The sequence below is a fragment of the Bacteroides sp. Marseille-P8574 genome (genome assembly GCF_902825465.1).
GTDB lineage: Bacteria > Bacteroidota > Bacteroidia > Bacteroidales > Bacteroidaceae > Bacteroides > Bacteroides uniformis.
In genome coordinates, this window is sequence record NZ_CADEBE010000001.1 from 391,746 (window position 1) to 411,826 (window position 20,081).

General features: G+C 48.5%; 19 protein-coding genes and 3 tRNA genes. 9 read left to right on the forward strand and 13 right to left on the reverse strand.

The features are described 5' to 3' along the window. Position 1: 1 nt before the first annotated feature. The 9 genes from HUX74_RS01705 to HUX74_RS01745 form a co-directional block, all read right to left on the reverse strand. Positions 2-1,990, reverse strand: a complete 1,989-nt coding sequence (locus tag HUX74_RS01705) for a fructose-1,6-bisphosphatase (protein ID WP_005828043.1) — start codon at positions 1,988-1,990, stop codon at positions 2-4. 55 nt (positions 1,991-2,045) lie between these two features. After that, positions 2,046-3,716, reverse strand: a complete 1,671-nt coding sequence (locus HUX74_RS01710; protein ID WP_174646089.1) for a putative transporter — start codon at positions 3,714-3,716, stop codon at positions 2,046-2,048. Between the two features lie 93 nt (positions 3,717-3,809). Beyond that, positions 3,810-4,823 carry an inorganic phosphate transporter gene (locus tag HUX74_RS01715; RefSeq protein WP_005828041.1) on the reverse strand — a complete coding sequence of 338 codons (1,014 nt, stop codon included), beginning with the start codon at positions 4,821-4,823 and terminating at the stop codon, positions 3,810-3,812. 12 nt (positions 4,824-4,835) lie between these two features. Beyond that, positions 4,836-5,483, reverse strand: coding sequence for a DUF47 domain-containing protein (locus HUX74_RS01720; protein WP_005828040.1), 648 nt, complete (start codon positions 5,481-5,483; stop codon positions 4,836-4,838). A gap of 28 nt (positions 5,484-5,511) precedes the next feature. Further along, positions 5,512-5,652 (reverse strand): hypothetical protein, encoded by a 141-nt coding sequence (locus tag HUX74_RS01725; RefSeq protein WP_254592865.1) that lies wholly within the window; start codon positions 5,650-5,652, stop codon positions 5,512-5,514. Between the two features lie 126 nt (positions 5,653-5,778). After that, positions 5,779-6,192, reverse strand: coding sequence for a hypothetical protein (locus HUX74_RS01730; protein WP_174646091.1), 414 nt, complete (start codon positions 6,190-6,192; stop codon positions 5,779-5,781). A 99-nt stretch (positions 6,193-6,291) separates the two neighbouring features. After that, positions 6,292-6,363: transfer RNA gene (locus HUX74_RS01735), tRNA-Glu, on the reverse strand. 15 nt (positions 6,364-6,378) lie between these two features. Further along, positions 6,379-6,451 (reverse strand) — tRNA-Lys (locus HUX74_RS01740). Positions 6,452-6,454: 3 nt separating this feature from the next. Continuing rightward, positions 6,455-6,544 (reverse strand) — tRNA-Ser (locus HUX74_RS01745). Positions 6,545-6,772: 228 nt separating this feature from the next. Between HUX74_RS01745 and HUX74_RS01750 the strand changes: the two genes are divergently transcribed. The 7 genes from HUX74_RS01750 (at position 6,773) to HUX74_RS01780 (ending at position 15,795) form a co-directional block, all read left to right on the forward strand. Beyond that, positions 6,773-8,122 (forward strand): MATE family efflux transporter, encoded by a 1,350-nt coding sequence (locus HUX74_RS01750; protein WP_174646092.1) that lies wholly within the window; start codon positions 6,773-6,775, stop codon positions 8,120-8,122. An 87-nt stretch (positions 8,123-8,209) separates the two neighbouring features. After that, positions 8,210-8,794 (forward strand): Crp/Fnr family transcriptional regulator, encoded by a 585-nt coding sequence (locus HUX74_RS01755; protein ID WP_117966598.1) that lies wholly within the window; start codon positions 8,210-8,212, stop codon positions 8,792-8,794. A 144-nt stretch (positions 8,795-8,938) separates the two neighbouring features. Next, positions 8,939-9,865 (forward strand): site-specific integrase, encoded by a 927-nt coding sequence (locus HUX74_RS01760; RefSeq protein WP_174646093.1) that lies wholly within the window; start codon positions 8,939-8,941, stop codon positions 9,863-9,865. Between the two features lie 492 nt (positions 9,866-10,357). Next, positions 10,358-11,761, forward strand: a complete 1,404-nt coding sequence (locus tag HUX74_RS01765) for an undecaprenyl-phosphate glucose phosphotransferase (protein WP_174646094.1) — start codon at positions 10,358-10,360, stop codon at positions 11,759-11,761. A gap of 53 nt (positions 11,762-11,814) precedes the next feature. Further along, positions 11,815-12,639, forward strand: coding sequence for a polysaccharide biosynthesis/export family protein (locus HUX74_RS01770; protein ID WP_174646095.1), 825 nt, complete (start codon positions 11,815-11,817; stop codon positions 12,637-12,639). Positions 12,640-12,674: 35 nt separating this feature from the next. Further along, positions 12,675-15,068 carry a polysaccharide biosynthesis tyrosine autokinase gene (locus HUX74_RS01775; RefSeq protein WP_174646096.1) on the forward strand — a complete coding sequence of 798 codons (2,394 nt, stop codon included), beginning with the start codon at positions 12,675-12,677 and terminating at the stop codon, positions 15,066-15,068. A 190-nt stretch (positions 15,069-15,258) separates the two neighbouring features. Then, complete coding sequence (locus HUX74_RS01780) at positions 15,259-15,795, forward strand: UpxY family transcription antiterminator (protein ID WP_174646097.1); 537 nt, start codon at positions 15,259-15,261, stop codon at positions 15,793-15,795. Here HUX74_RS01780 and HUX74_RS01785 read toward each other — a convergent pair. The 3 genes from HUX74_RS01785 to HUX74_RS01795 form a co-directional block, all read right to left on the reverse strand. Beyond that, positions 15,785-16,234 carry an N-acetylmuramoyl-L-alanine amidase gene (locus HUX74_RS01785; RefSeq protein WP_174646098.1) on the reverse strand — a complete coding sequence of 150 codons (450 nt, stop codon included), beginning with the start codon at positions 16,232-16,234 and terminating at the stop codon, positions 15,785-15,787. The genes HUX74_RS01780 and HUX74_RS01785 overlap by 11 nt on opposite strands. Positions 16,235-16,238: 4 nt before the next feature. Further along, on the reverse strand, positions 16,239-16,352 hold the full coding sequence (locus HUX74_RS01790; protein ID WP_005828021.1) for a smalltalk protein: 114 nt from the start codon (positions 16,350-16,352) through the stop codon (positions 16,239-16,241). A gap of 91 nt (positions 16,353-16,443) precedes the next feature. After that, a complete protein-coding gene (locus tag HUX74_RS01795) occupies positions 16,444-16,983 on the reverse strand; it encodes a DNA-binding protein (RefSeq protein ID WP_174646099.1) in 540 nt (179 codons plus the stop codon). Between the two features lie 282 nt (positions 16,984-17,265). Between HUX74_RS01795 and HUX74_RS01800 the strand changes: the two genes are divergently transcribed. After that, positions 17,266-17,517 carry a DUF4248 domain-containing protein gene (locus HUX74_RS01800; RefSeq protein WP_057088277.1) on the forward strand — a complete coding sequence of 84 codons (252 nt, stop codon included), beginning with the start codon at positions 17,266-17,268 and terminating at the stop codon, positions 17,515-17,517. A 58-nt stretch (positions 17,518-17,575) separates the two neighbouring features. Here the strand turns inward: HUX74_RS01800 and HUX74_RS01805 are convergent, their stop codons facing one another. Beyond that, positions 17,576-19,669: a BT4734/BF3469 family protein gene (locus tag HUX74_RS01805; protein ID WP_174646100.1), complete on the reverse strand. Its 2,094-nt coding sequence runs from the start codon at positions 19,667-19,669 to the stop codon at positions 17,576-17,578. A gap of 138 nt (positions 19,670-19,807) precedes the next feature. On the opposite strand from HUX74_RS01805, the gene HUX74_RS01810 reads away from it, so the two are divergent. Continuing rightward, entirely contained in the window at positions 19,808-19,963 is a 156-nt protein-coding gene (locus HUX74_RS01810; protein ID WP_172685026.1) for a hypothetical protein, read from the forward strand. Positions 19,964-20,081: the final 118 nt, after the last annotated feature.

Here is a 20,081-nt window from a genome sequence, read left to right on the forward strand (position 1 = left end):
ATTATTGTTTCTCCTTAATCAGCCCCGTCCTATACGCCACCAGCAGTTTCATCAAATCCTGAATCTGCGTAACGAGTTCACTTCCTTTGTCCGTATCCTTCACCATCATACGCTGCGAATTGAATTCGACAACCAGGGTTGTAGACTTGATGTCTTGCCCTTCTTCAATGGCTTTCTGACGGCTCTGGAACGGCTCATGCTGTACCAGTTGCAAGCCATGGGAATGATATACCAGCGTATATCCCGCAATTCCCGTTTCCGGCTGATAGGCTTTTGAAAAACCACCGTCAATCACCAGCAGCTTACCATCCGCTTTGATGGGTTTCTCACCTTTAATGGTCTTTACCGGTACATGTCCGTTGATGATATGCGAATGTGGCCCCGGCTTCACGCCGAACTCTTCAAGAATGCGGTCACACACCTCAGCCTCGTTGCGCAAAGCATAATAATGCCCTTTCGTCTCCTTATGCAATGTTTTGTCGGCCACAAAATAGCGTTCAAAAGTAGCCATCTTGTCTTTATCGAAGGAAGGGGCATCCGGTCCGCACCACATGTACCAGACATAATCCAGTGCAAACTGTTTCTCGTCCGAACCGTCCTCGTCAAAGTAAGCGGTACGTATCAGCTGGTCGGTCTTTTTCAGCAACTTACGTCCCCAGTATTCCTTTTGGCCGATGCGGACATGTTTGAAACTGCCGTCCGCATTCAGAGGCACGGAAGCATGATAAAGCAGGTTACTGTTGCACACCAGATACATGCCGCCATACGTAAACAAACAGCGCATGTGCTTCTTCATCTTCTCGCTGTTCATGAAAGAAGAATGAATCCGATGCATCAATTCACGCTCTTCGTCCGACAGACGATACGGGTCCGCCGGGTCTACGGTGGGAAAATTCACATCGCGCAAAGGATATTCCTTACCTTCGTATACAAACACACCACGTTCGAAATCCACCAGATGCAGCAGTTTCCGGTTCTCCATACCGAACTCTGGACGACGGCTGATGATTTCCGCCTCCAGTTTCAACTGGATAACCGTAATCGCCTTGTGCATCTGTGTAATCAGCCGCAAGGTCTTCTCATTGTATTCCGCATCGGCAAAGTTCATTTTCGGCGCAAAGATAGTGCAAGGATCATCCGCATAGGTATCCATGGCAAACGTCGCAAGCGGCAACAGATTGATGCCATAACCATCCTCCAGTGTTGCTAAATTGGCATAGCGCATCGACATACGGATTACGTTGGCTATACAAGCATCATTACCCGATGCGGCACCCATCCACAGAATATCGTGGTTACCCCATTGGATGTCGAAATTATGATAATCGCAGAGAGTATCCATGATAATATGCGCACCCGGTCCGCGGTCGTATATATCGCCCACGATATGCAGCGAGTCGATGGTCAGACGCTGGATAAGGTTGCACATCGCCACAATAAAGTCATCCGCACGCTTCGTAGAGATAATGGTACTGATTATGACATTGATATAGGCATGTTTGTTGGGTTCGATGCTCGATTCGTGCAACAGCTCTTGAATGATATACGAGAACTCTGCCGGAAGTGCCTTGCGTACTTTCGAACGGGTATATTTGGACGAAACGTTCTGGCATACTTTTACCAACTGGTTCAGTGTTATCAAATACCAGTCATCCAGGTCCGTTTCCTGCTCCTTGATAAGTTGCAGCTTCTCTTCCGGATAATAAATTAACGTACAGATTTCCTTCTTCTCACTTTCGCGCAGCGTATGCCCGAATATTTCGTTCACCTTACGTTTCACTGCCCCCGATGCATTCTTCAGCACATGCTGAAAAGCCTCATACTCGCCATGAATATCCGTCAGAAAATGCTCTGTACCTTTCGGCAGATTTAGAATAGCCTCCAGATTGATGATTTCCGTACTGGCATCAGCAATGGTAGGAAAACTGCGTGATAATAATTGCAAATAACGCAAGTCATTGACAATACTTTCCGGAGTTATATTTCCCATAGTTATTTAATTGAATAATTGATAGTTGATAATTAATAGTGCCCTCCATTCCCCATTATCCATTAATGAAGAACATGAGCAGCACTTGGGCTATGATTACCCGTAGAAACATACACAGCGGATAGACCGTAGCGTACGCTACAGACGGATTGTCTCCCGGGATGGTGTCGTTGGCGTAGTTCAGCGCCATGGGGTTTGCCATGCTTCCGCACAGCATACCTGCCATTGTTCCGAAATCTATCTTCAGCCACTTGAAGGTAACGATACCCATAATCAATACCGGAACCACAGTCAGCGCAAAACCTATGGCAATCCATAACAGTCCTTCCGGCCGGAATACCGTATCGAAGAAATGGGCACCCGCATCCAGTCCCAGGCAAGCCAGATAAAGAGACAACCCCAATGCGCGGAGCATCAGGTTCGCACTGCGCGTAGTATAAGTCACCATGTGCATCCTCGGACCGAATGTCCCGATAAGAATACCTACGATGATAGGACCTCCTGCCAATCCGAGCCGTACGGGAGCGCTGATGCCGGGAATGGAAATAGGAATCGCTCCCAAAGCCAGACCGATGACAATGCCGATAAATACCGCCACCAGGTTCGGTTCCTTCAGGCTTTTCACTGCATTGCCCAGCACCTTCTCCACATTTTGTATGGCAGCGGCTTCGCCCACTACGGTCAGGCGGTCACCCAATTGCAAGGTCAGTTCCGCTGTGGCCAACAACTGCACGCCACTGCGATAAACCCGGCTGATATTGATACCGTAATGATTACGCAGATGGAGAGAACCCAGCTTCTTGCCGTTCAACTCCGGGCGCGTCACTACGATACGTTGCGAAATCAACTGGCTGTCTATGGCATTCCAGTCTATATCTTCCTTGTTCCAATCAGTATGCTCCTGCTCGCCGAAAAGCACAGTCAGAGCCGGCGTATTTTTCTCCGAGGTAATCACCAGCAGGCGGTCACCTTCCTTTATAATCTTTTCCGAGGTAGGAATACTCACATTCCCATCCCGCCACAAGCGGGAAATCACGAACTTCGGATAGCTGTTCAGCCCGCCTATTTCCTTGATACTCTTGTTGAAGATGGCAGGATTGTGCACCTGGAACGCAACAATGTAAGGCTTGTTCACGTCATCCTTCTCTTTCAATTCCAGGTCTTCCTTATGCGCCAGCGTCTTACGGATGAACAGTACGGCCAGAATGACCCCTACCACCCCCAGCGGATATGCCACCGCACACCCCAAAGCAGGGGTACTGGACTCCAATCCCATCTGTTTCAATGTCTGCTGTGCCGCACCGAGTGCCGGTGTGTTTGTCGTGGCACCGCAAAGTATGCCCACCATATCCGGCAGGGATACTCCCAACCCATAGCTGCCCAGTACAGTCAGCAGGGTGCCGATAAGCACTACACCCGTGGCGAGCATATTCAGTTGTACCCCTCCTTTACGGAAAGAGCTGAAAAAACCCGGTCCCACCTGCAAACCCAAAGCATACACAAATATCACCAGCCCGAAGCTTTCCGCATAATTCAGCATCTGCGGGTCTATGGACAACCCGAAATGCCCGGCAATGATGCCGGCAAAGAATACAAACGTCACTCCCAATGAAATGCCGCAAACATGTATCTTCCCCAATCCCAATCCGATAGCGGAAATCAGTGAGAGTACCACAACCGCCTGCAAGGCGGAGTGCTCGACGAATAAACTATATAGCCAGTCCAATGTGCATTCTATTTTACAGTTTCAGGCTGCAAAGATAGTGCAAACCTCATGCAAAATAAAACGAACCCGTCTATTTTTTATGCGGCAGCACTTCTAAAAAAGGGATACGATACAATAAATCCCTGCTGCCAGCAAAGCACTGACGGGGATAGTCAGCACCCAAGCGGTCATCAGACTCTTCGTAACTCCCCAACGCACAGCCGAAAGCCGCTTCGTGGCCCCTACTCCGATAATAGCTCCCGTAATGGTGTGTGTCGTACTTACCGGAATCTTCAGATACTCCGTCAGATAAAGCGTAAACGCACCGGCAGTTTCCGCAATCACCCCTTCCAGTGGCGTCACCTTCGTAATCTTAGTCCCCATGGTCTTCACAATCTTCCACCCGCCGGACATGGTACCGAGTGAAATGGCCGTAAAACAAGAGAATGCCACCCAGTCCGGCAGGTCATCAATACTGTTTATCCCCATTCCCAGTCCTTCCGAATGTCCGGCTATCATAGCCGCAGCAATGATACCCATTACCTTCTGTGAATCATTCAGACCGTGCCCGATGCTGAACAAAGCCGAAGACACCAGCTGCAGTTTCTTGAACCACACCTCGGCCGTATGGGGATGCGCCCTGCGGCAAATGTACAAGACCAACAACGTAAAACCGAATGCCACCACCATACCAATCAAGGGAGCCAGAAAAATGAATGCCGCAATCTTCAGAATGATACTCAACTGGATGGCCTCAAAACCGTGTGCCATGATGGCAGCTCCGGCAAAACCTCCGATAAGCGTGTGCGAAGAAGAGGAAGGGATTCCCTTCCACCAAGTGAACAGATTCCAGGCAATAGCCGCAATCACGCCGGCCAGAATGATAGGCAAAGTAATGTAAGGCTCCATCACCGTTTTCGATACGGTGTTGGCAATGCCGAAACCGCCGATGACACACTTGGCGATGAAAAAGGCCACAAAATTGAAGAAAGCCGCCCATATCACCGCCTGAAACGGTGTAAGCACTTTGGTAGACACAATGGTGGCAATAGAATTGGCCGCATCATGAAAACCGTTGATATAATCGAATATCAGAGCCAGTACAATGATAATCACTAATAGTTCCATGCGTCCGTTCGTTTATGCGTATTTCACAATCAGGCTCCTCAAAATCTTGCCCACGTGTTCGGCTGCGTCCGTCGTTTTTTCCAACTCATACATAATCTCCTTGATTTTGATGAGTTCAATGCAGTCCTTCTCTTCTTCAAAAAGCCTGGTGATGAAAAATTCATAAATATCATCTGCCCGGTTTTCTATGTCATGCAGCTGGTTGCAATATGCGCGCAGCTTATCCGGACTCTTGCGAAATGCCTCCAGTTCATCCATGGCCTGGCCGATGAGGGCCGCTTCTTGTTGAACCATATGTCCCAGCTCTTTCCCCTTGTCCGAAATAGGATGCGGATTATAGATAGTGATACGCTTGGCACAGCTGTTTATTCCATCAATCACATCATCCATGCCCGAAGCCAGGTCATGGATATCCTCCCGGTCAAAAGGAGTAATGAAAGTAGTGCCCAGTTCATCCAGAATCAGATTGGTCAGCTTATCGCCCTCGCGCTCCAAATCTTTGATTCGTTTATAATCTTCCGCCCTCTTCTCAGGCGAGTCATGGCCCAATATTTCTATCAACAGAGCCGACGAGGACAATAAAATCTCAGACAATTGCTTCAGCAAAGGAAAGAATTTCGGTTCTTTCGGTGTGAACCGGCTAAAAAAAGAATTCTTCATAATGGATAAATGTACTAAGTATATTAATTTATTTTTGTTTTCGTTGTTTCAGTCTTGCACGCAGCACTTCTACCACGGCCGGCAGTATGGAAACCATAATAATGACCACAATCAGCAGAAACAATATGACATACGCCCACATATGATATTCCTGCACTATATCAATCATATACTGATCAATATGGAGAATAAAATCCAATAGAAATTCCATTATATATTGATTATCAGCACTTAAAAATAGAGAAAAACTCGGCATGGGGAGACCTCCGGCTCCCGAAAGAGAGGGGGAAAAGTACTAAATAAGAATACGCCTCAGCGTATATACATAATATCTATATGAAATCTTATGAGGATGGAAAGTAAAAGGGAAAGAAGTTGTCTTTTCTTCTGGAAGCAGAGTTTTCAAGGTTCTCGCGACCTTGACAGCAATGAAGTCAGGATTAAGCCTCAATAATTTCGAGCAAGAGACATGCCGCAATGAGAAGGTATTTCCTATGCAACCGGCATCTGCCAGGCAATTGTAATTCGCGTCCTCCCCTTTTTCCTGGCACTGTCTGCCATCTGCCCCCGACAAGTTGTACCGGGTTCCGGAGAAATAATGCACATCCGCGGTAGGGAGTGTCTTACATCCCTCCATATCATCAGAAACGGAAGTGAACTTCGATATGAGGAACAACCCTAACAAGATATAGAATATACATTTCGCCATAGCGGGTGCAAATATAGAAACTATTTTCGGATTACAACAGAAAAATGAAAAACAAAAAGCGGTTAACCGTTTCATCAGTCAACCGCTTTCTTGTTTTTGTAGTGGGTACGAGAATCGAACTCGTATACCATGCGTGAGAGGCATGTATCCTAACCGTTAGATGAACCCACCCTCGCATTTGTCTTGTACACCCTCAGGGATTCGAACCCTGGACCCACTGATTAAGAGTCAGTTGCTCTACCAACTGAGCTAAGAGTGCATCTGGCGGAAGCTGGGGGATTCGAACCCCCGGTACGGTTACCCGTACGTCAGTTTAGCAAACTGGTGGTTTCAGCCACTCACCCAAACTTCCTTTTTTATAACCAGCATTCTTTTCAAATGCGGTGCAAATGTAGGGCAAACTTTTGGACTGTGCAAATCTTTCCTACATATTTTTTTCACCGTTTTCATACAATTTGAGATAACACGTTAACACTCAAACCCTAAAACAAGAAAAAAAATTTGATACATATCAAACCGTCCTTTTCAACCTTTCCTTATCTTTGCGCGATTTTTAAAGTATAGTGCACATACACGGACAATGATACAACAAGAAAGCCTAAAAAAGCGGCTTGCCAAGCTGGCCGCCCCCATTTTTATAGAGACACTTCTCATCATGATGCTCGGTGCGGTGGACACCATCATGCTGAGCCGCCACTCGGACAACAGTGTTGCCGCCGTAGGGGTAGTCAACCAAATTATCATGCTCACTTTCCTCGTTTTCGAAGTCATCAACCTCGGAACGTCCGTTCTGTGTTCCCAGTATCTCGGTGCGAAACTACACAAGAAAGTAGTGCAAGTAGTCGGCGTATCCATCCTCGTCAACCTGGCGGTAGGTATCACGGTCAGCCTGGTACTGTTCTCCTGCGCCCATCCCATCCTCCGGCTGATGGGGCTCACCGCTGAACTGATGCAGGACGGCATGGACTATATGCGTATCGTAGGCGCTTTCGCCTTCTTCCAGGCACTATCCCTCACCCTCTCCGCCTCCCTGCGCAGTGCCAACAAGGCCATCTACCCGATGATGGTCACCGTCGTAGTCAATATCCTCAATATCATCGGCAACTACTCCCTCATCTTCGGCCGCTTCGGCTTTCCGGAACTGGGCGTGGAAGGCGCCGCCATCTCCACAGCCTTCAGCCGGGGTGTCTCCATGATTATACTGTTCGTCATACTGTTCCGCAAGCACATCCACCGTTTCCCACCGGCATACTTCCGCCCTTTTCCGTGGATAGAACTAAAGAACCTGATGAAGGTAGGCCTGCCCTCTGCCGGCGAACAATTGTCGTACAGCTCGTCGCAAGTCGTCATCACCTACTTCATCAACATGCTGGGAGTGGAAGCGCTCGCCACCCGTACCTATTGTGTCAACATCATCATGTTCGCTTATCTGTTCAGCATCTCCATGGCACAAGGCGGCGCCATCTGTATCGGGCATCTGATAGGCGAGAAGAAACCTCACGCAGCCTTCCTTATGGGGAAATACGTCATGAAGAAATCCGTCATGATAACCGTCATGCTGTCCTGCATCCTCGCCCTTTCGGGGCATGCCATCTTTGGCTGGCTCACTTCCAATCCCGACATCATACGCATGGGGGCCACCATCCTTATTATAGATATCCTCCTCGAAATTGGACGCCCCATCAACATTTTCGCCACCAACGCCCTTCGTGCGGCAGGCGACGTCAACTATCCTTTCTATGTAGGCCTGGTAGTGCAGTGGAGCGTGGCTGTAGGAGTGGGCTACCTTTTCGGAATCCCCCTCGGATGGGGCATCTGCGGCATGTGGGTAGCCTTCCTATTGGACGAGAATATCCGTGGATTCATTTTCGTCCGCCGTTGGTATGGCATGAAATGGGTAAACAAAAGCTTCATCCGAAATTGTTTTTAATTCCAAAAGTCCTATCTTTGCTCCCCGAAAGCAGAAGCGGACCGAACTTTACCGGTCTTGCTTACCGAACAAATAAATCATGGTCTTATGGATGCATTATTGAAAGAAACCGTAGACGCCACTGTCAATTCCCGTTATCCGAGTATGGCCCCCGAAGGAAGAAAGCTGATAGAGAAAATCCTCATCCGCAAGGAAGTCGAGAAAGGCGCATTGTTACTCAATGAAGGGCAGGTAAGCCATAATATCGTACTTGTAGGAAAAGGTATGCTGCGCCAATTCTATTATAAGAATGGCAAAGACGTCACCGAGCACTTTTCCTATGAAGGCTGCATCATCATCTGCATCGAAAGTACTCTGAAGCAGGAACCCACCCATCTCATGATTGAGGCGCTTGAGCCGAGCGTCGTATATCTGTTGCCGTACAACAAGCTGTTGACGCTCACCGAAATTTCATGGGAAATAAACATGTTCTACCGAAAGATTCTGGAATATTCTCTGATTGTCTCACAAATAAAGGCTGATTCCTGGCGATTTGAGACTGCACGCGAACGCTACACCCAACTCATGGAACAACAGCCCGAGGTCATCAAGCGGGCTCCTTTGTCGCATATTGCGTCCTATCTGCTGATGACCCCCGAAACACTGAGCCGGGTACGTTCGGGCATACTGTAACCCTCCTCCTGTCTGCCCGAAGGCCACATATCTGAGTTTTATACGGAAACCCCTCTTTTCTTCCTGAAGAAAAGTTCCACCGGGACGAAATCTTTTCAGTCCCGGAAGCGTTTATATGCAATTCTAAAACTTAAAATTCAGATTATGACTTCTATATATACATTTACGAGTTCACTGATACGAAGCATAAGGCAAACCGGACGCTATAGCACCTCCGGCATATACACCAGTACACTGAACAGTTTTCTCCGCTTCACCGGCAACCGTTCCATCACCTTTGAAGAACTTACCCCCAACCTCATCAAGCAATACGAAGACCGATTGCTCGGCGAAGGGCGGCGCCACAACACCATATCAACCTATATGCGCATGCTCCGTTCCATCTCCCACCAAGCTGCCGAGCAAGGCATTCCTTTCAAACACAATGTGGACGATTTGTTTGCCTATGTATTTACGGGCTACGAACCTACTGTCAAACGTGCCATCTCCCCTCTACTCATCCGCCGCCTGATGAACCTTGATTTAGAGAAAAGGCCGGCGTTACGTTTCAGCCGCGACTTGTTTCTGCTAAGTTTCTATTTACGAGGCATCCCTTTCGTAGACCTTGCACATCTACGCCAAACGGACGTCAGACACAACACTATTTATTATTACCGGCATAAGACCCGTCAGCAGTTGTCCGTACACATAGAATCTTATGCAGCGCAGATAATAAACAGGTATAAGAACAAAACCACTTCCTCTCCCTATTTACTACCGATATTATCATTGACCGGGGAAGATGGCTATAAACAATACAAAAGTGCCTTACGACTCTACAACCAACATTTACATACACTTTCGAAAATGCTACGGCTAAATACTCCATTAACCTCTTATGTCGCCCGACACAGCTGGGCCACCACTGCCAAAGACGAAGGGATTGCCATTTCTGTCATCAGCGAAAGTTTAGGACATACTTCTGAAAAAGTGACCCACGTTTACCTCGCCTCTTTTGATAATAATGCAATGAGTAAAGCAAATAAAAAAGTAATCGCAACAATTCATCCAAACAAAAACGACAAGTCATAAGAACCTATTTTGTAAAAGTATTCTCATAGACATGGGAATACTTTTATTAGGTAGTAGTATTCTCTTACTTACAAGGTAATGGAAAGTATCGCTCTCTTACTTACAAGGTAAGAGATAATTGTATTTATTACAAATATCTTCTTAATCAAGCATTAAAAGGTATTTTACATTAAAGCTCTCTATATGTAATTAAAATACAAGATGCTATTTTCATCTTGTATTTGCAATTGTTTCCACCTCTAGGAGCAATTCTTCAAATGTAATTATATAAGATCCTCCAATAAAGGCATATACCAGTTTAAGACAGATATATAGAAATAAAATATAAATTTATTTTTCGCAATTATTATAATCTTTTTTTGTATCTTTGCATCCGAAATTTGTGTTCTCTTACCTTGTAAGTAAGAGAATAATTAAACAAATTAAAACGGGCGAGCTTTTCTCTTTCCATGCTATGTTTAGGAGGTGACAAGCTTTGAATGAGTGTGAATAATGAAACAAGTTCTGTACTTCAATAAAGCGATCAAATTCGTCATTATCTGTGGCGATTTGTGTCTACTGAATATTATTTTCATCTCACTATATCATATTTTTGACTACCAAACCCTGGGCAATGAATTTACTCATTCATTGTCCCAGCTATTGGTATTGCTGAATCTTGTCTATTTGCTGTGCAACTATTCTAACGGCGTTGTACTGTACAAACGCATCGTACGTCCGGAGCGCATTGTACACCGGGCTCTCCGTAATACAACTCTCCACGCCGCACTATTCATCAGTTTGGCTACCTTAGCAGACATAGGTACCAGCTCACTCCGATTTTTCGTCTGCTTTTATAGTGTTTTTTTCATCTGCCTCACTATATATCGACTTCTGTTCCGATATTTCCTGAAAAAATACCGGCTACACGGGGGAAATTCACGTACTGTCATCCTAATCGGAAGCAACAAAAACATGACGGAGCTCTATCAAGAAATGGCAGGAGATCCTGCCACCGGCTTCCGCATTGTCGGTTATTTCTGTGATTCACCCTCTGACGAATTCCCCCCAAATGTCCCTTACCTGGGTCACCCCAAAGAAGCGGTCGCTTATTTACAGCAACACCATATAGAGCAAGTGTACTGCTGCCTGCCTTCTGCGTGTAGCCACGAGATAATCCCGATTATCAACTATTGCGAGAATCACCTGATCCGTTTCTACAGTGTGCCCAATATCCGCAACTACCTGCACCGCCGCATGCACTTCGAGATGTTCGGCAATGTTCCCGTACTCACTATCCGCGAGGAACCTTTGGCGCAAATAGAGAACCGTCTGCAGAAAAGAGCCTTCGACCTCCTTTTCTCCTTCCTCTTTCTCTGCACCGTGTTTCCTTTTGTCTATATCATTATAGGTATAGCCGTCAAACTGTCTTCCCGGGGTCCCGTTATCTTTAAACAGAAGCGGAGCGGAGAAAACGGAAAAGAGTTCTGGTGCTATAAATTCCGTTCGATGCATGTCAATGTAGACAGCGACAAACTGCAAGCCACAGCCAATGACCCGCGCAAAACTAAAATCGGAAATTTCATACGGCGTACCAGCATTGACGAACTTCCCCAATTCATCAATGTATTGCTGGGACAAATGTCCGTTGTGGGTCCGCGCCCCCACATGCTGAAGCATACCGAAGAGTATTCACGCCTTATCGACAAATACATGGTCCGCCATCTGGTAAAGCCCGGCATCACCGGCTGGGCACAAGTCACCGGTTATCGGGGCGAGACCAAAGAGCTATGGCAGATGGAAGGGCGCGTGGAGCGCGATGTATGGTATCTGGAGCACTGGACTTTCCTGCTGGACTTATACATCATATACAAGACGGTGAAGAATGCCATCCAAGGCGAGAAGAAAGCTTATTAAATTGAGAATCAAGAATTGAAAAAGGAAAATAATTGTCAATCATATACGAAAGCATGAAAAAGAAAAGTATAGTTATCCTGATGGCGGCACTTGCATTGGCGGGCTGCCAATCCTACAAGAAAGTGCCTTATCTGCAGAGCTACGAATCGCTCACCGACAAGAGTTACAAGGAAATCGTCATCAATGAAGTGAGCCAACAAGATACACTCTACGACGCACGCATCCAGCCGAAAGACTTGCTGAACATTACCATCAACACCACTGACCCGCAAGCCGCCGCACCGTTCAACCTGACCATGCAGACCTACAGCAACATGGCCCAGACCGGTACGTCCACCACATCGCAGCCTGCCCTGCAACAATATCTGGTAGACAATGCCGGCGAGATAGACTTTCCCGTCATAGGCAGGCTGAAAGTAGGCGGACTGACCAAGAACGCAGCCGAAGACCTCATCCGTGAAAAGCTGCGTCCCTACCTCAAGGAAACACCCATTGTCACCGTACGTATGCCAAACTACAAGATATCCGTCCTAGGCGAAGTGAACAGCCCCGGCACTTTCACCATCAGCAACGAGAAAGTGAATATATTCGAGGCTCTTGCCATGGCAGGCGACATGACCATCTACGGCATACGCAACAACGTCAAGCTCATCCGCGAAGACAACAATGGCCGGAGAGATGTCATCAGCCTGAACCTGAACGAGCAGAACATCCTCCATTCCCCTTACTACTACATGCAACAGAATGATATTCTTTATGTAGCCCCGAACAAGACCAAGGCTAAGAACGCAAGCGTCAGTAACAGTACCACCATCTGGATATCCGTGGTCACCTCTCTCGTCTCGCTCGCAAGTCTGATTGTCAACATTGTAAGATAAGGAATTAAAGAACTAACATCAAGAGGCAAAACACTATGAAAGAAGATTTATACGATGATTTTTGGGACGAAAAAGAAGAAAAGACGGACTTTCAGGCCATCTTTTTCAAATACGTCATCCACTGGCCCTGGTTTGTGGCAAGCGTACTGATATGCGCCGGATTGGCCTTTGCCTATCTGCGCTACCAAGTTCCAGTCTACGAAGTCTCCTCTTCCATCCTGATTAAAGAAGACGACAAGAAAGGCGGCAACAATGCCTTGTCTGCCATGCAGGACTTCGGCATGCTTTCCATGACCAGCAATTTCGACAACGAGCTGGAAATCCTGAAGTCACGGACACTCATCAAGAAGGTGGTGTCCCGCCTGAACCTTTACACCAGTATCACCAGGGAACAATCTTTCGGTTATGACATCCCCCTCTATAAAAATGCTCCTCTCGACGTATTCATGACCGCCGAGGAAGCCGACAAGCTGGAGGGGAACATCCGGCTGCAACTGGCATATGCCCCCACCGGCCAACTCACCGTAACAGCCTCCTACGTGCAGAACGGCTCCGAGCAGGAAACGGCCAAATCCTTCGATAAGCTGCCTGCCATCCTGCCGCTCCCTGCAGGTGTCATCACCATATCGCACAATGATTCACTGCCGGCTCTCCAAGAACCGGTCAAGCTGAAAGCCGTCATCAGTCCCCCTACCGCCACAGCAGCAGGCTATAGGGCCGGTCTGAGCGTAGCTCCCATATCAAACACCAGTACCATCGCCGCCATCAGTGTACAAAATACCAACATACAGCGGGCTTCCGATTTTACCCAAGAGCTGATAGCACTCTACAACCAGGATACCAACACCGAAAAGAATGAAGTGGCCCAGAAAAGCGCCGACTTCATCGAGGAACGTATCAGCATCATCAACCACGAACTGGGCACCACCGAAACCGAACTGGCGGAATTCAAGCAACGCGCCGGACTGACCGACATCAGCAGCGACGCGCAGCTTGCCCTTCAGGAAAGTTCCAAGTATGAACAGCAATATGCAGAGAACGCCACCCAAATCAACCTCGTGAACTATCTGCGCGACTACATCAACAATCCTGCAAACAACGACGAGATCATCCCCGCCAACGTAGGACTGAGCGACATGAACCTGACCTCCGCCATAGACAAGTACAACAATCTCATCGTGGAGCGTAAGCGCCTGCTACGTACCTCCTCCGAAAGCAATCCCGCCATCATCAATCTGAACACGGGGATCGAGGCCATGCGCCACAATGTGAAAACCACCGTAAACAGTGTTTTGAAAGGCCTGCAAATCACCCGGAGCAACATCGACCGGCAGTCGCGCAAGTACGAAAGCCGCATCAGCAACGCCCCCAAGCAGGAGCAGGAGTTCATGAGTATCGCACGCCAGCAGGAAATCAAGGCCACCCTCTACATCATGCTGCTGCAGAAACGCGAGGAAAACGCCATCACACTGGCTGCAACCGCCAACAATGGACGCATTATCGAAGAACCCATGCCTGCCGGCATCGTTTCTCCCCAAGGCAAAAAAATCTATATGATTGCCTTTGTCATCGGCATCGGCATTCCCTTGGGCATCATTTTCCTGCTGAACCAGCTCCGTTTCCGCATTGAAGGGCATACCGATGTGGAAAAGCTCACAAAGGTTCCCATTATCGGCGACATCCCCCTTACCGGCTCAAGCAAGCACGAAGAGTCTGCCATTGCCGTACGCGAAAACGATAACGACATCATGACGGAAACCTTCCGCAGCCTGCGCACCAACCTGCTCTTCATGATGGGCGATCCGGATAAGAAAGTCGTCCTGATCACCTCCACCATAAGCGGTGAAGGCAAAACTTTCATAGCTTCCAACCTCGCCCTCAGTCTGGCGCTGCTCGGCAAGAAGGTTATCCTGATAGGACTGGATATACGCAAACCGGGATTGAACAAGTTGTTCCATCTTTCACACAAAGAAAAAGGAATCACCCAATACCTTGCCGCCCCCAAATCCACAGACCTTCATGCGCTGATACAGCCTTCCGGCATCACGTCCAGCCTCAGCCTGCTGCCAGGTGGACCCATACCACCCAACCCTACGGAACTGTTGGCACGCCAGTCGCTGGAAGACGCCATCCATACGCTACGCCAAGAATACGATTACATAGTGTTGGACACGGCTCCTATCGGCATGGTGACCGACACGCTCATCCTTTCGCGCGTAGCAGACGCCAGCATCTACGTCTGCCGTGCAGACTATACGCATAAGACCGATTACCAGCTCATCAACGAGCTTCAGGAACACCATCGTCTCCCCAACTTATGCACAGTGGTCAACGGAATCGACATGAAGAAGAAAAAATACGGTTATTATTACGGATACGGCAAATACGGAAAGTATTACGGTTACGGCAAGAAATACGGATACAGTTGAGCCAGAGATAAACGATTAAGAGTTGAGAGTAAATAATTGAGTGTCTAATTTTTAATTTATAATTTTAAATTCATAATCAGTCTCGCCCATCACCTCCCCAATGTGACAGGCGACCGCGTAGCGCGCCCGGACCTCTGCTGGTCGCAGCAGCATTTTGCAGAAAAACATCTTACAAATCAAGAAAATCAGAATGAACCGAGAAGATACAACATCCCCTACTCCCCGTCGTCAATGGCTGGTGGCATACGTACAGTCTTGTCTGGAAAAGAAGACTGCCGAACGGCTGAAAGCCATGGGAGTGGAATGCTACCTACCCGTACAGAGCGAAATACGCCAATGGAGCGACCGGCGCAAGAAAGTGGACCGTCTGGTCATCCCGATGATGATTTTCGTACACGTCTCTCTGCAGGAGCGTCCCCTGCCGCTGACATTGCAAGCCGTCAGCCGGTACATGGTGTTGCGCGGCGAGAGCCGTCCCGCCGTCATCCCGGAGGAACAGATGGAACGTTTCCGCTTCATGCTGGATTACAGTCCGGAAACAGTAGAGATTTGTAGCACCCCCCTGGCTGCGGGTGATGCCGTGAAAGTCATCAAAGGTCCTCTTGCCGGACTGGAGGGAGAACTGGTCATGATAGGAGGAAAAAGCAAAGTGGCAGTCCGGCTGGATATGCTGGGCTGCGCACATGTGGACATGCCGATAGGATACGTGGAGAGAATTAATTTTTAATTGTCTCGTATTCGCTTTTGGCGTCAAAACAAGGACAAGCCTTATGGATAGAGGAACTGAGTTGCCGATGCCCTGAAATACGGGCATTGGGATAGTCGGTCTTCAGCTGCCGAAGCAAGTCGAGCAAAGAGCATTTCTGCGCATAGGTACGTGTATCGGCAGGGACACCTTTCTCGTTGAGCCCACCCTCATAGCAGATACCGATGCTCTTGTCGTTCCAGCCGGTGGCATGGGCTCCAATCTGATGAACCGGACGACAAATATGCACCTCGCCGTCACGGGTGATGTAGAAATGATAACCGATATCGGCAAAGCCCCGTGCCAGATGACTGCGGCGAAGCGCCTCCACCGAGAAGTGACGGTCACAGCGCGTAGCGCTACAATGAACTACCAGGAGGGTTACCTCCCGATAGTTCTGATAGAAACTGCCTGCTTTCATCCGGCTAACGGTTGATACAGGAAGTCAGGCCAAACACTCCGGCCAAGGTAGTGGCCACGGTAATAATCACTTTGAGGACAATGCCCCATACAGATTTTGATTTTGTTTTCTCACTCATAACAATTTGCAATTAAGGAATTAAATACTATGGTTAGCTGCATTTTTTAGACAGAAGAACATATTTATTTTCTCTCTTTTGTCTTTTCGTTTCATCCTAACGGATTTTCCCCCTGGTCTCCATCCGAACCACCTCCCGGGTTGCTGCCTCCACCGGCATCTTCACCCCCGCCAGTGGCTCCGGTCAGGTCCACGGTAGTCTTTCCGGCCTTCAAGGCTTTCACCACGGCACGGGCTGCACTTCGGGTTGCCACCAGATTGAATTCCGCCTCATCCAGCAGCTCTCCGAAACGCTGGCCGCAGGTCCAGTTCACATTCAGCCTACGGATATGGATGGCAGGATTGAACTCTTTGGCAGAAGCCGCGCCGATGCTGTTGATGCTGATGTAGAAACTCCCCAGGTCGCCCAACTGGATTTTTTGTCCGGCCAGCAACTGCTCCCGCATACAATCCACGGACATGGTGAGGATGGCAACGATGTCCGAACGCTTGTACACGCAGCCATGACTGGCTATATGCTCGGCAAAGCGGTTGATGTCCATCACTTCCGAATACTGCGCACTTGCGTACGCTTTTTTGGCAACCGTCTTATCGGTAGGATTGCCACGCATCACGATACTGTAGTTAATCATAAATCAAAATTACAAGTTAAAAATTAAACATAAAACGACGATACTAATCCCAGGGGCTTACGATTACTAATCTTCGCGCGTCACGATTACTAATCTTCACCCCTCATCGTCTGACAGAACAAAGATACGACGTACCTCCGGGCAGAATAAGAGATGCGGTGAAGTGATATGAAGGGATGTGGGAAAATGTGAGATTAGGTAAGATTATACCGGATTCCGGCAATGGATATACAGAAAAAATTCCGTACATTTACAGTGTAATAACCTGTTAAAACATTGTTTATGAAGTACGTTGAAGACTACGAAAATATCCCCGGCAAAGAGTGGCCCGTCCGCCCCTATTACAAACGTGAACTGGCAGAGGCATACGCCCCCACCATTTCACCGGCATCCGCACTCAACCGCTTGTCCAAATGGATGAAGCTGAATTTGGAGCTGGACGAAGCCCTGCGGCATACCGGCTACAAAGGCTCCCAGAAAATATTCACCTCCTTGCAGGTGGAACTTATATTCAGATATTTGGGAAGACCGTAGGAATAGGGATTAGGGATAAGCGATGAGGGATTAGCGATTAATCACTAATCCCTAAACTCTATTCTGTCGCTCTTCCCTTCAGGTATTGCTCATTGGCAATCTCTTCCCCCTTCAGCTCCACCACGCGGTAACCGCGGCATCCTTTGTAGCGCACGGCTTCGTAGCCTTCCTGCTTCATCACCATGCCGAGGCGCGTGGCACTCAAAGTCTGACGGATACCCATGTTGATACGCCCCAGCATCTGGGCATTGGTGAGGAATACGCAACGCTCGCCCGGATTGGGATGACGATAATATACTTGCACCAGTTCACGTTCCAGGCAGGGCACCTCGAAATTACGGTTATGAAGATTAATGGCAGCAATCTCCTCCGGTTCAAACCAATAATGGAAACCACTCTTCCAGAGGGCATATCCTTGCGCATATACCCCGGCATAGTCTATGGGGCAGTCAAAGGGATTGTCAATGGCCTCTACCTCAAAGGGAAGCCAACAGCGGTTACCGCTGAGGTCATTGAGGAAAGTGACATTATTGCTTGTTCCGCAAAAGCTGGCAATGTGCGGACGACTCTCCTTGAAGTGTCCGTAGGCGGCACGTTCGTTCACCACCTTCATGGCGGTGATGGCCTTCAGCTGGCTGACCTGCGCGGAGGTCATTTCCTCCAGCTCCTCCAGACATACCAAGGCAAACTCAGTCAGCGTGAAGAGGTCGTCCTTACTGACGCGCTGATTGTTGCTTTTTACATAGAAATAACGCTGCAGCTCAGTGGGAAGCAGGCGCTGCATCCAAGTGGTCTTGTAGATGCCCTGCTTGTCGATGAATACCAGAATCTCATGATTCACCACCTTAGTGTCGAGCAGCGAAGCAATGGTGGCCACCAGCCACTTCTTGAAGTAGACACCGAAAAGCTCCTGGTCATCCTTCACGTGTACGCCGGCAGCCAGACGGGCAATAGGGTCGGTAGCACCGTCCCAGGCAGGAAGCCCCTCCATATAGGAGACAAAGGGATTGAAAAGCGGTGTGTACTCCGAATCGAGCACGGAACGTATGTCCGCAATGCGGGCAAGCATCCCTGCCTTGTTCATGCGGCTCCACAACGTGTTGACGTAGCGGTCGGTCAGCTCCGCATACTCCTCTCCGCCATCGGCCATCAGGACTTCGAACTTGCCGCTCACCGTATTCTTGCGGAATCTTGCCTGTCCGGAAAGGAACTGCTCGATATCCGCCACCGTGGCAAACTTTTCATCGCCCTCTCCCCTGCGGACAAGGGAGCGGGTGCCATGCTCTCCGGTATTCGCGTAGCAGGAAGCGATAACGGCAACCACATCCCCGTCGTAATCGGGAAAGCGTTCCAGCGCCCAGGCTGCCGCTGTCTTCTGCGCCACTCCGTATTGGTTGAGCAGATATCCCATCCGCATCACGTATTCGTTACGATGATGTTCGCAGTAGCTCACCCCCTCCTCTTCCAGGAGGCTTCCGGCAGCTTTCACAGCCTTTTCCAGGCGCTTGTTGCGCTTGACCGGCACGGCTCCGGCACCGCCATCCCGCGGACGGGGCGCTTTCGGAGTGCTCTGCACCACAAGGGAATCGGCATCCGGATTATAATACACATTGGGGTCAGAAGCCAGTCCGCTGATGCGGGTGGCATTCTTGCACTGTCTGTCGCTTTTGAAGTCCACCAAACGGGAATAATACTCATTGGCAGCATTGAAACACTTGGTATATTGTCTGAAAGCCTTCCCGCTTTCCATTCCGTTCAGGTCCTCGATGTGGCAGATGATACGGATGCCATGACCGCTGATGGTGGTATAGGCCAGCAATGTATGCTCGTCAGCACAAATCAATGCCAGTGTGGCAGACATCTGTTCGGGAGTGACGTGATCCAGGTCTACCAAAGTATATCCCGTCCAGGTACGGATATTTTCGCGGGTCTTCCCACCCTCAAAGCTGACGGCGACTGCAAAGCAGGGACAACCGGATTTCTCCCGGTCGGCATCCCGTTTCAGTTCCTGTTGCAGGTAGTAGCGATGTTTTTCGGTGCGGTCTCGCAAGGCTGCGTCGCATTTGATGATATTGACCACTTCTTCAAGAGAAGTTTCTATCGGTTCTGTGTCCGAATAGCCTCTGAAAAGGCTGACATGATGTTTTTCCATATCTGCTGATTCTGTTTATAATTAAAATTGCGATGCGAAGGAACACATAAGAACCCGGATATACAAGCTTTACCATTTCCACTATATGGAAATGATTCCGCTTGTTTTTATTATTGTTTAACAATTAAAAGAGTCAACATGACAAAGAAAGAGCCGGTCGCACCGGCATTCGGAGCTTTTCTCTGCAAACTCCAGAGTGAGCAGTTGGTTAACGGCAGACGTCTGACCAACGCAACCATCGCCCAAGAGACGATGATGAGTACCAAAACTTACAACCTTTTAAAAAAGGGCTGAGTAACAACATCAACCAGATACATGCCATAACGCATTTCTGGAGGTCTTTTCAGAAAACAAATTCGGAAAGGGAAAGGTTCGAGCAAGAAGTAGCCGATTGCCTGGAAAGTGATTTAAG

Excerpts from the sequence above, each read along its gene's own strand:
- HUX74_RS01705 (WP_005828043.1), bottom strand. The coding sequence starts at position 1,990 with ATGGGAAATATAACTCCGGAAAGTATTGTCAATGACTTGCGTTATTTG.
- HUX74_RS01730 (WP_174646091.1), bottom strand. The coding sequence starts at position 6,192 with ATGGCGAAATGTATATTCTATATCTTGTTAGGGTTGTTCCTCATATCG.
- HUX74_RS01765 (WP_174646094.1), top strand. The coding sequence starts at position 10,358 with ATGAAACAAGTTCTGTACTTCAATAAAGCGATCAAATTCGTCATTATC.
- HUX74_RS01785 (WP_174646098.1), bottom strand. The coding sequence starts at position 16,234 with ATGAAAGCAGGCAGTTTCTATCAGAACTATCGGGAGGTAACCCTCCTG.
- HUX74_RS01800 (WP_057088277.1), top strand. The coding sequence starts at position 17,266 with ATGAAGTACGTTGAAGACTACGAAAATATCCCCGGCAAAGAGTGGCCC.
- HUX74_RS01750 (WP_174646092.1), top strand. The coding sequence starts at position 6,773 with ATGATACAACAAGAAAGCCTAAAAAAGCGGCTTGCCAAGCTGGCCGCC.
- HUX74_RS01795 (WP_174646099.1), bottom strand. The coding sequence starts at position 16,983 with ATGATTAACTACAGTATCGTGATGCGTGGCAATCCTACCGATAAGACG.
- HUX74_RS01770 (WP_174646095.1), top strand. The coding sequence starts at position 11,815 with ATGAAAAAGAAAAGTATAGTTATCCTGATGGCGGCACTTGCATTGGCG.
- HUX74_RS01775 (WP_174646096.1), top strand. The coding sequence starts at position 12,675 with ATGAAAGAAGATTTATACGATGATTTTTGGGACGAAAAAGAAGAAAAG.
- HUX74_RS01760 (WP_174646093.1), top strand. The coding sequence starts at position 8,939 with ATGACTTCTATATATACATTTACGAGTTCACTGATACGAAGCATAAGG.
- HUX74_RS01715 (WP_005828041.1), bottom strand. The coding sequence starts at position 4,823 with ATGGAACTATTAGTGATTATCATTGTACTGGCTCTGATATTCGATTAT.
- HUX74_RS01805 (WP_174646100.1), bottom strand. The coding sequence starts at position 19,669 with ATGGAAAAACATCATGTCAGCCTTTTCAGAGGCTATTCGGACACAGAA.
- HUX74_RS01790 (WP_005828021.1), bottom strand. The coding sequence starts at position 16,352 with ATGAGTGAGAAAACAAAATCAAAATCTGTATGGGGCATTGTCCTCAAA.
- HUX74_RS01780 (WP_174646097.1), top strand. The coding sequence starts at position 15,259 with ATGAACCGAGAAGATACAACATCCCCTACTCCCCGTCGTCAATGGCTG.
- HUX74_RS01755 (WP_117966598.1), top strand. The coding sequence starts at position 8,210 with ATGGATGCATTATTGAAAGAAACCGTAGACGCCACTGTCAATTCCCGT.
- HUX74_RS01810 (WP_172685026.1), top strand. The coding sequence starts at position 19,808 with ATGACAAAGAAAGAGCCGGTCGCACCGGCATTCGGAGCTTTTCTCTGC.
- HUX74_RS01720 (WP_005828040.1), bottom strand. The coding sequence starts at position 5,483 with ATGAAGAATTCTTTTTTTAGCCGGTTCACACCGAAAGAACCGAAATTC.
- HUX74_RS01725 (WP_254592865.1), bottom strand. The coding sequence starts at position 5,652 with ATGATTGATATAGTGCAGGAATATCATATGTGGGCGTATGTCATATTG.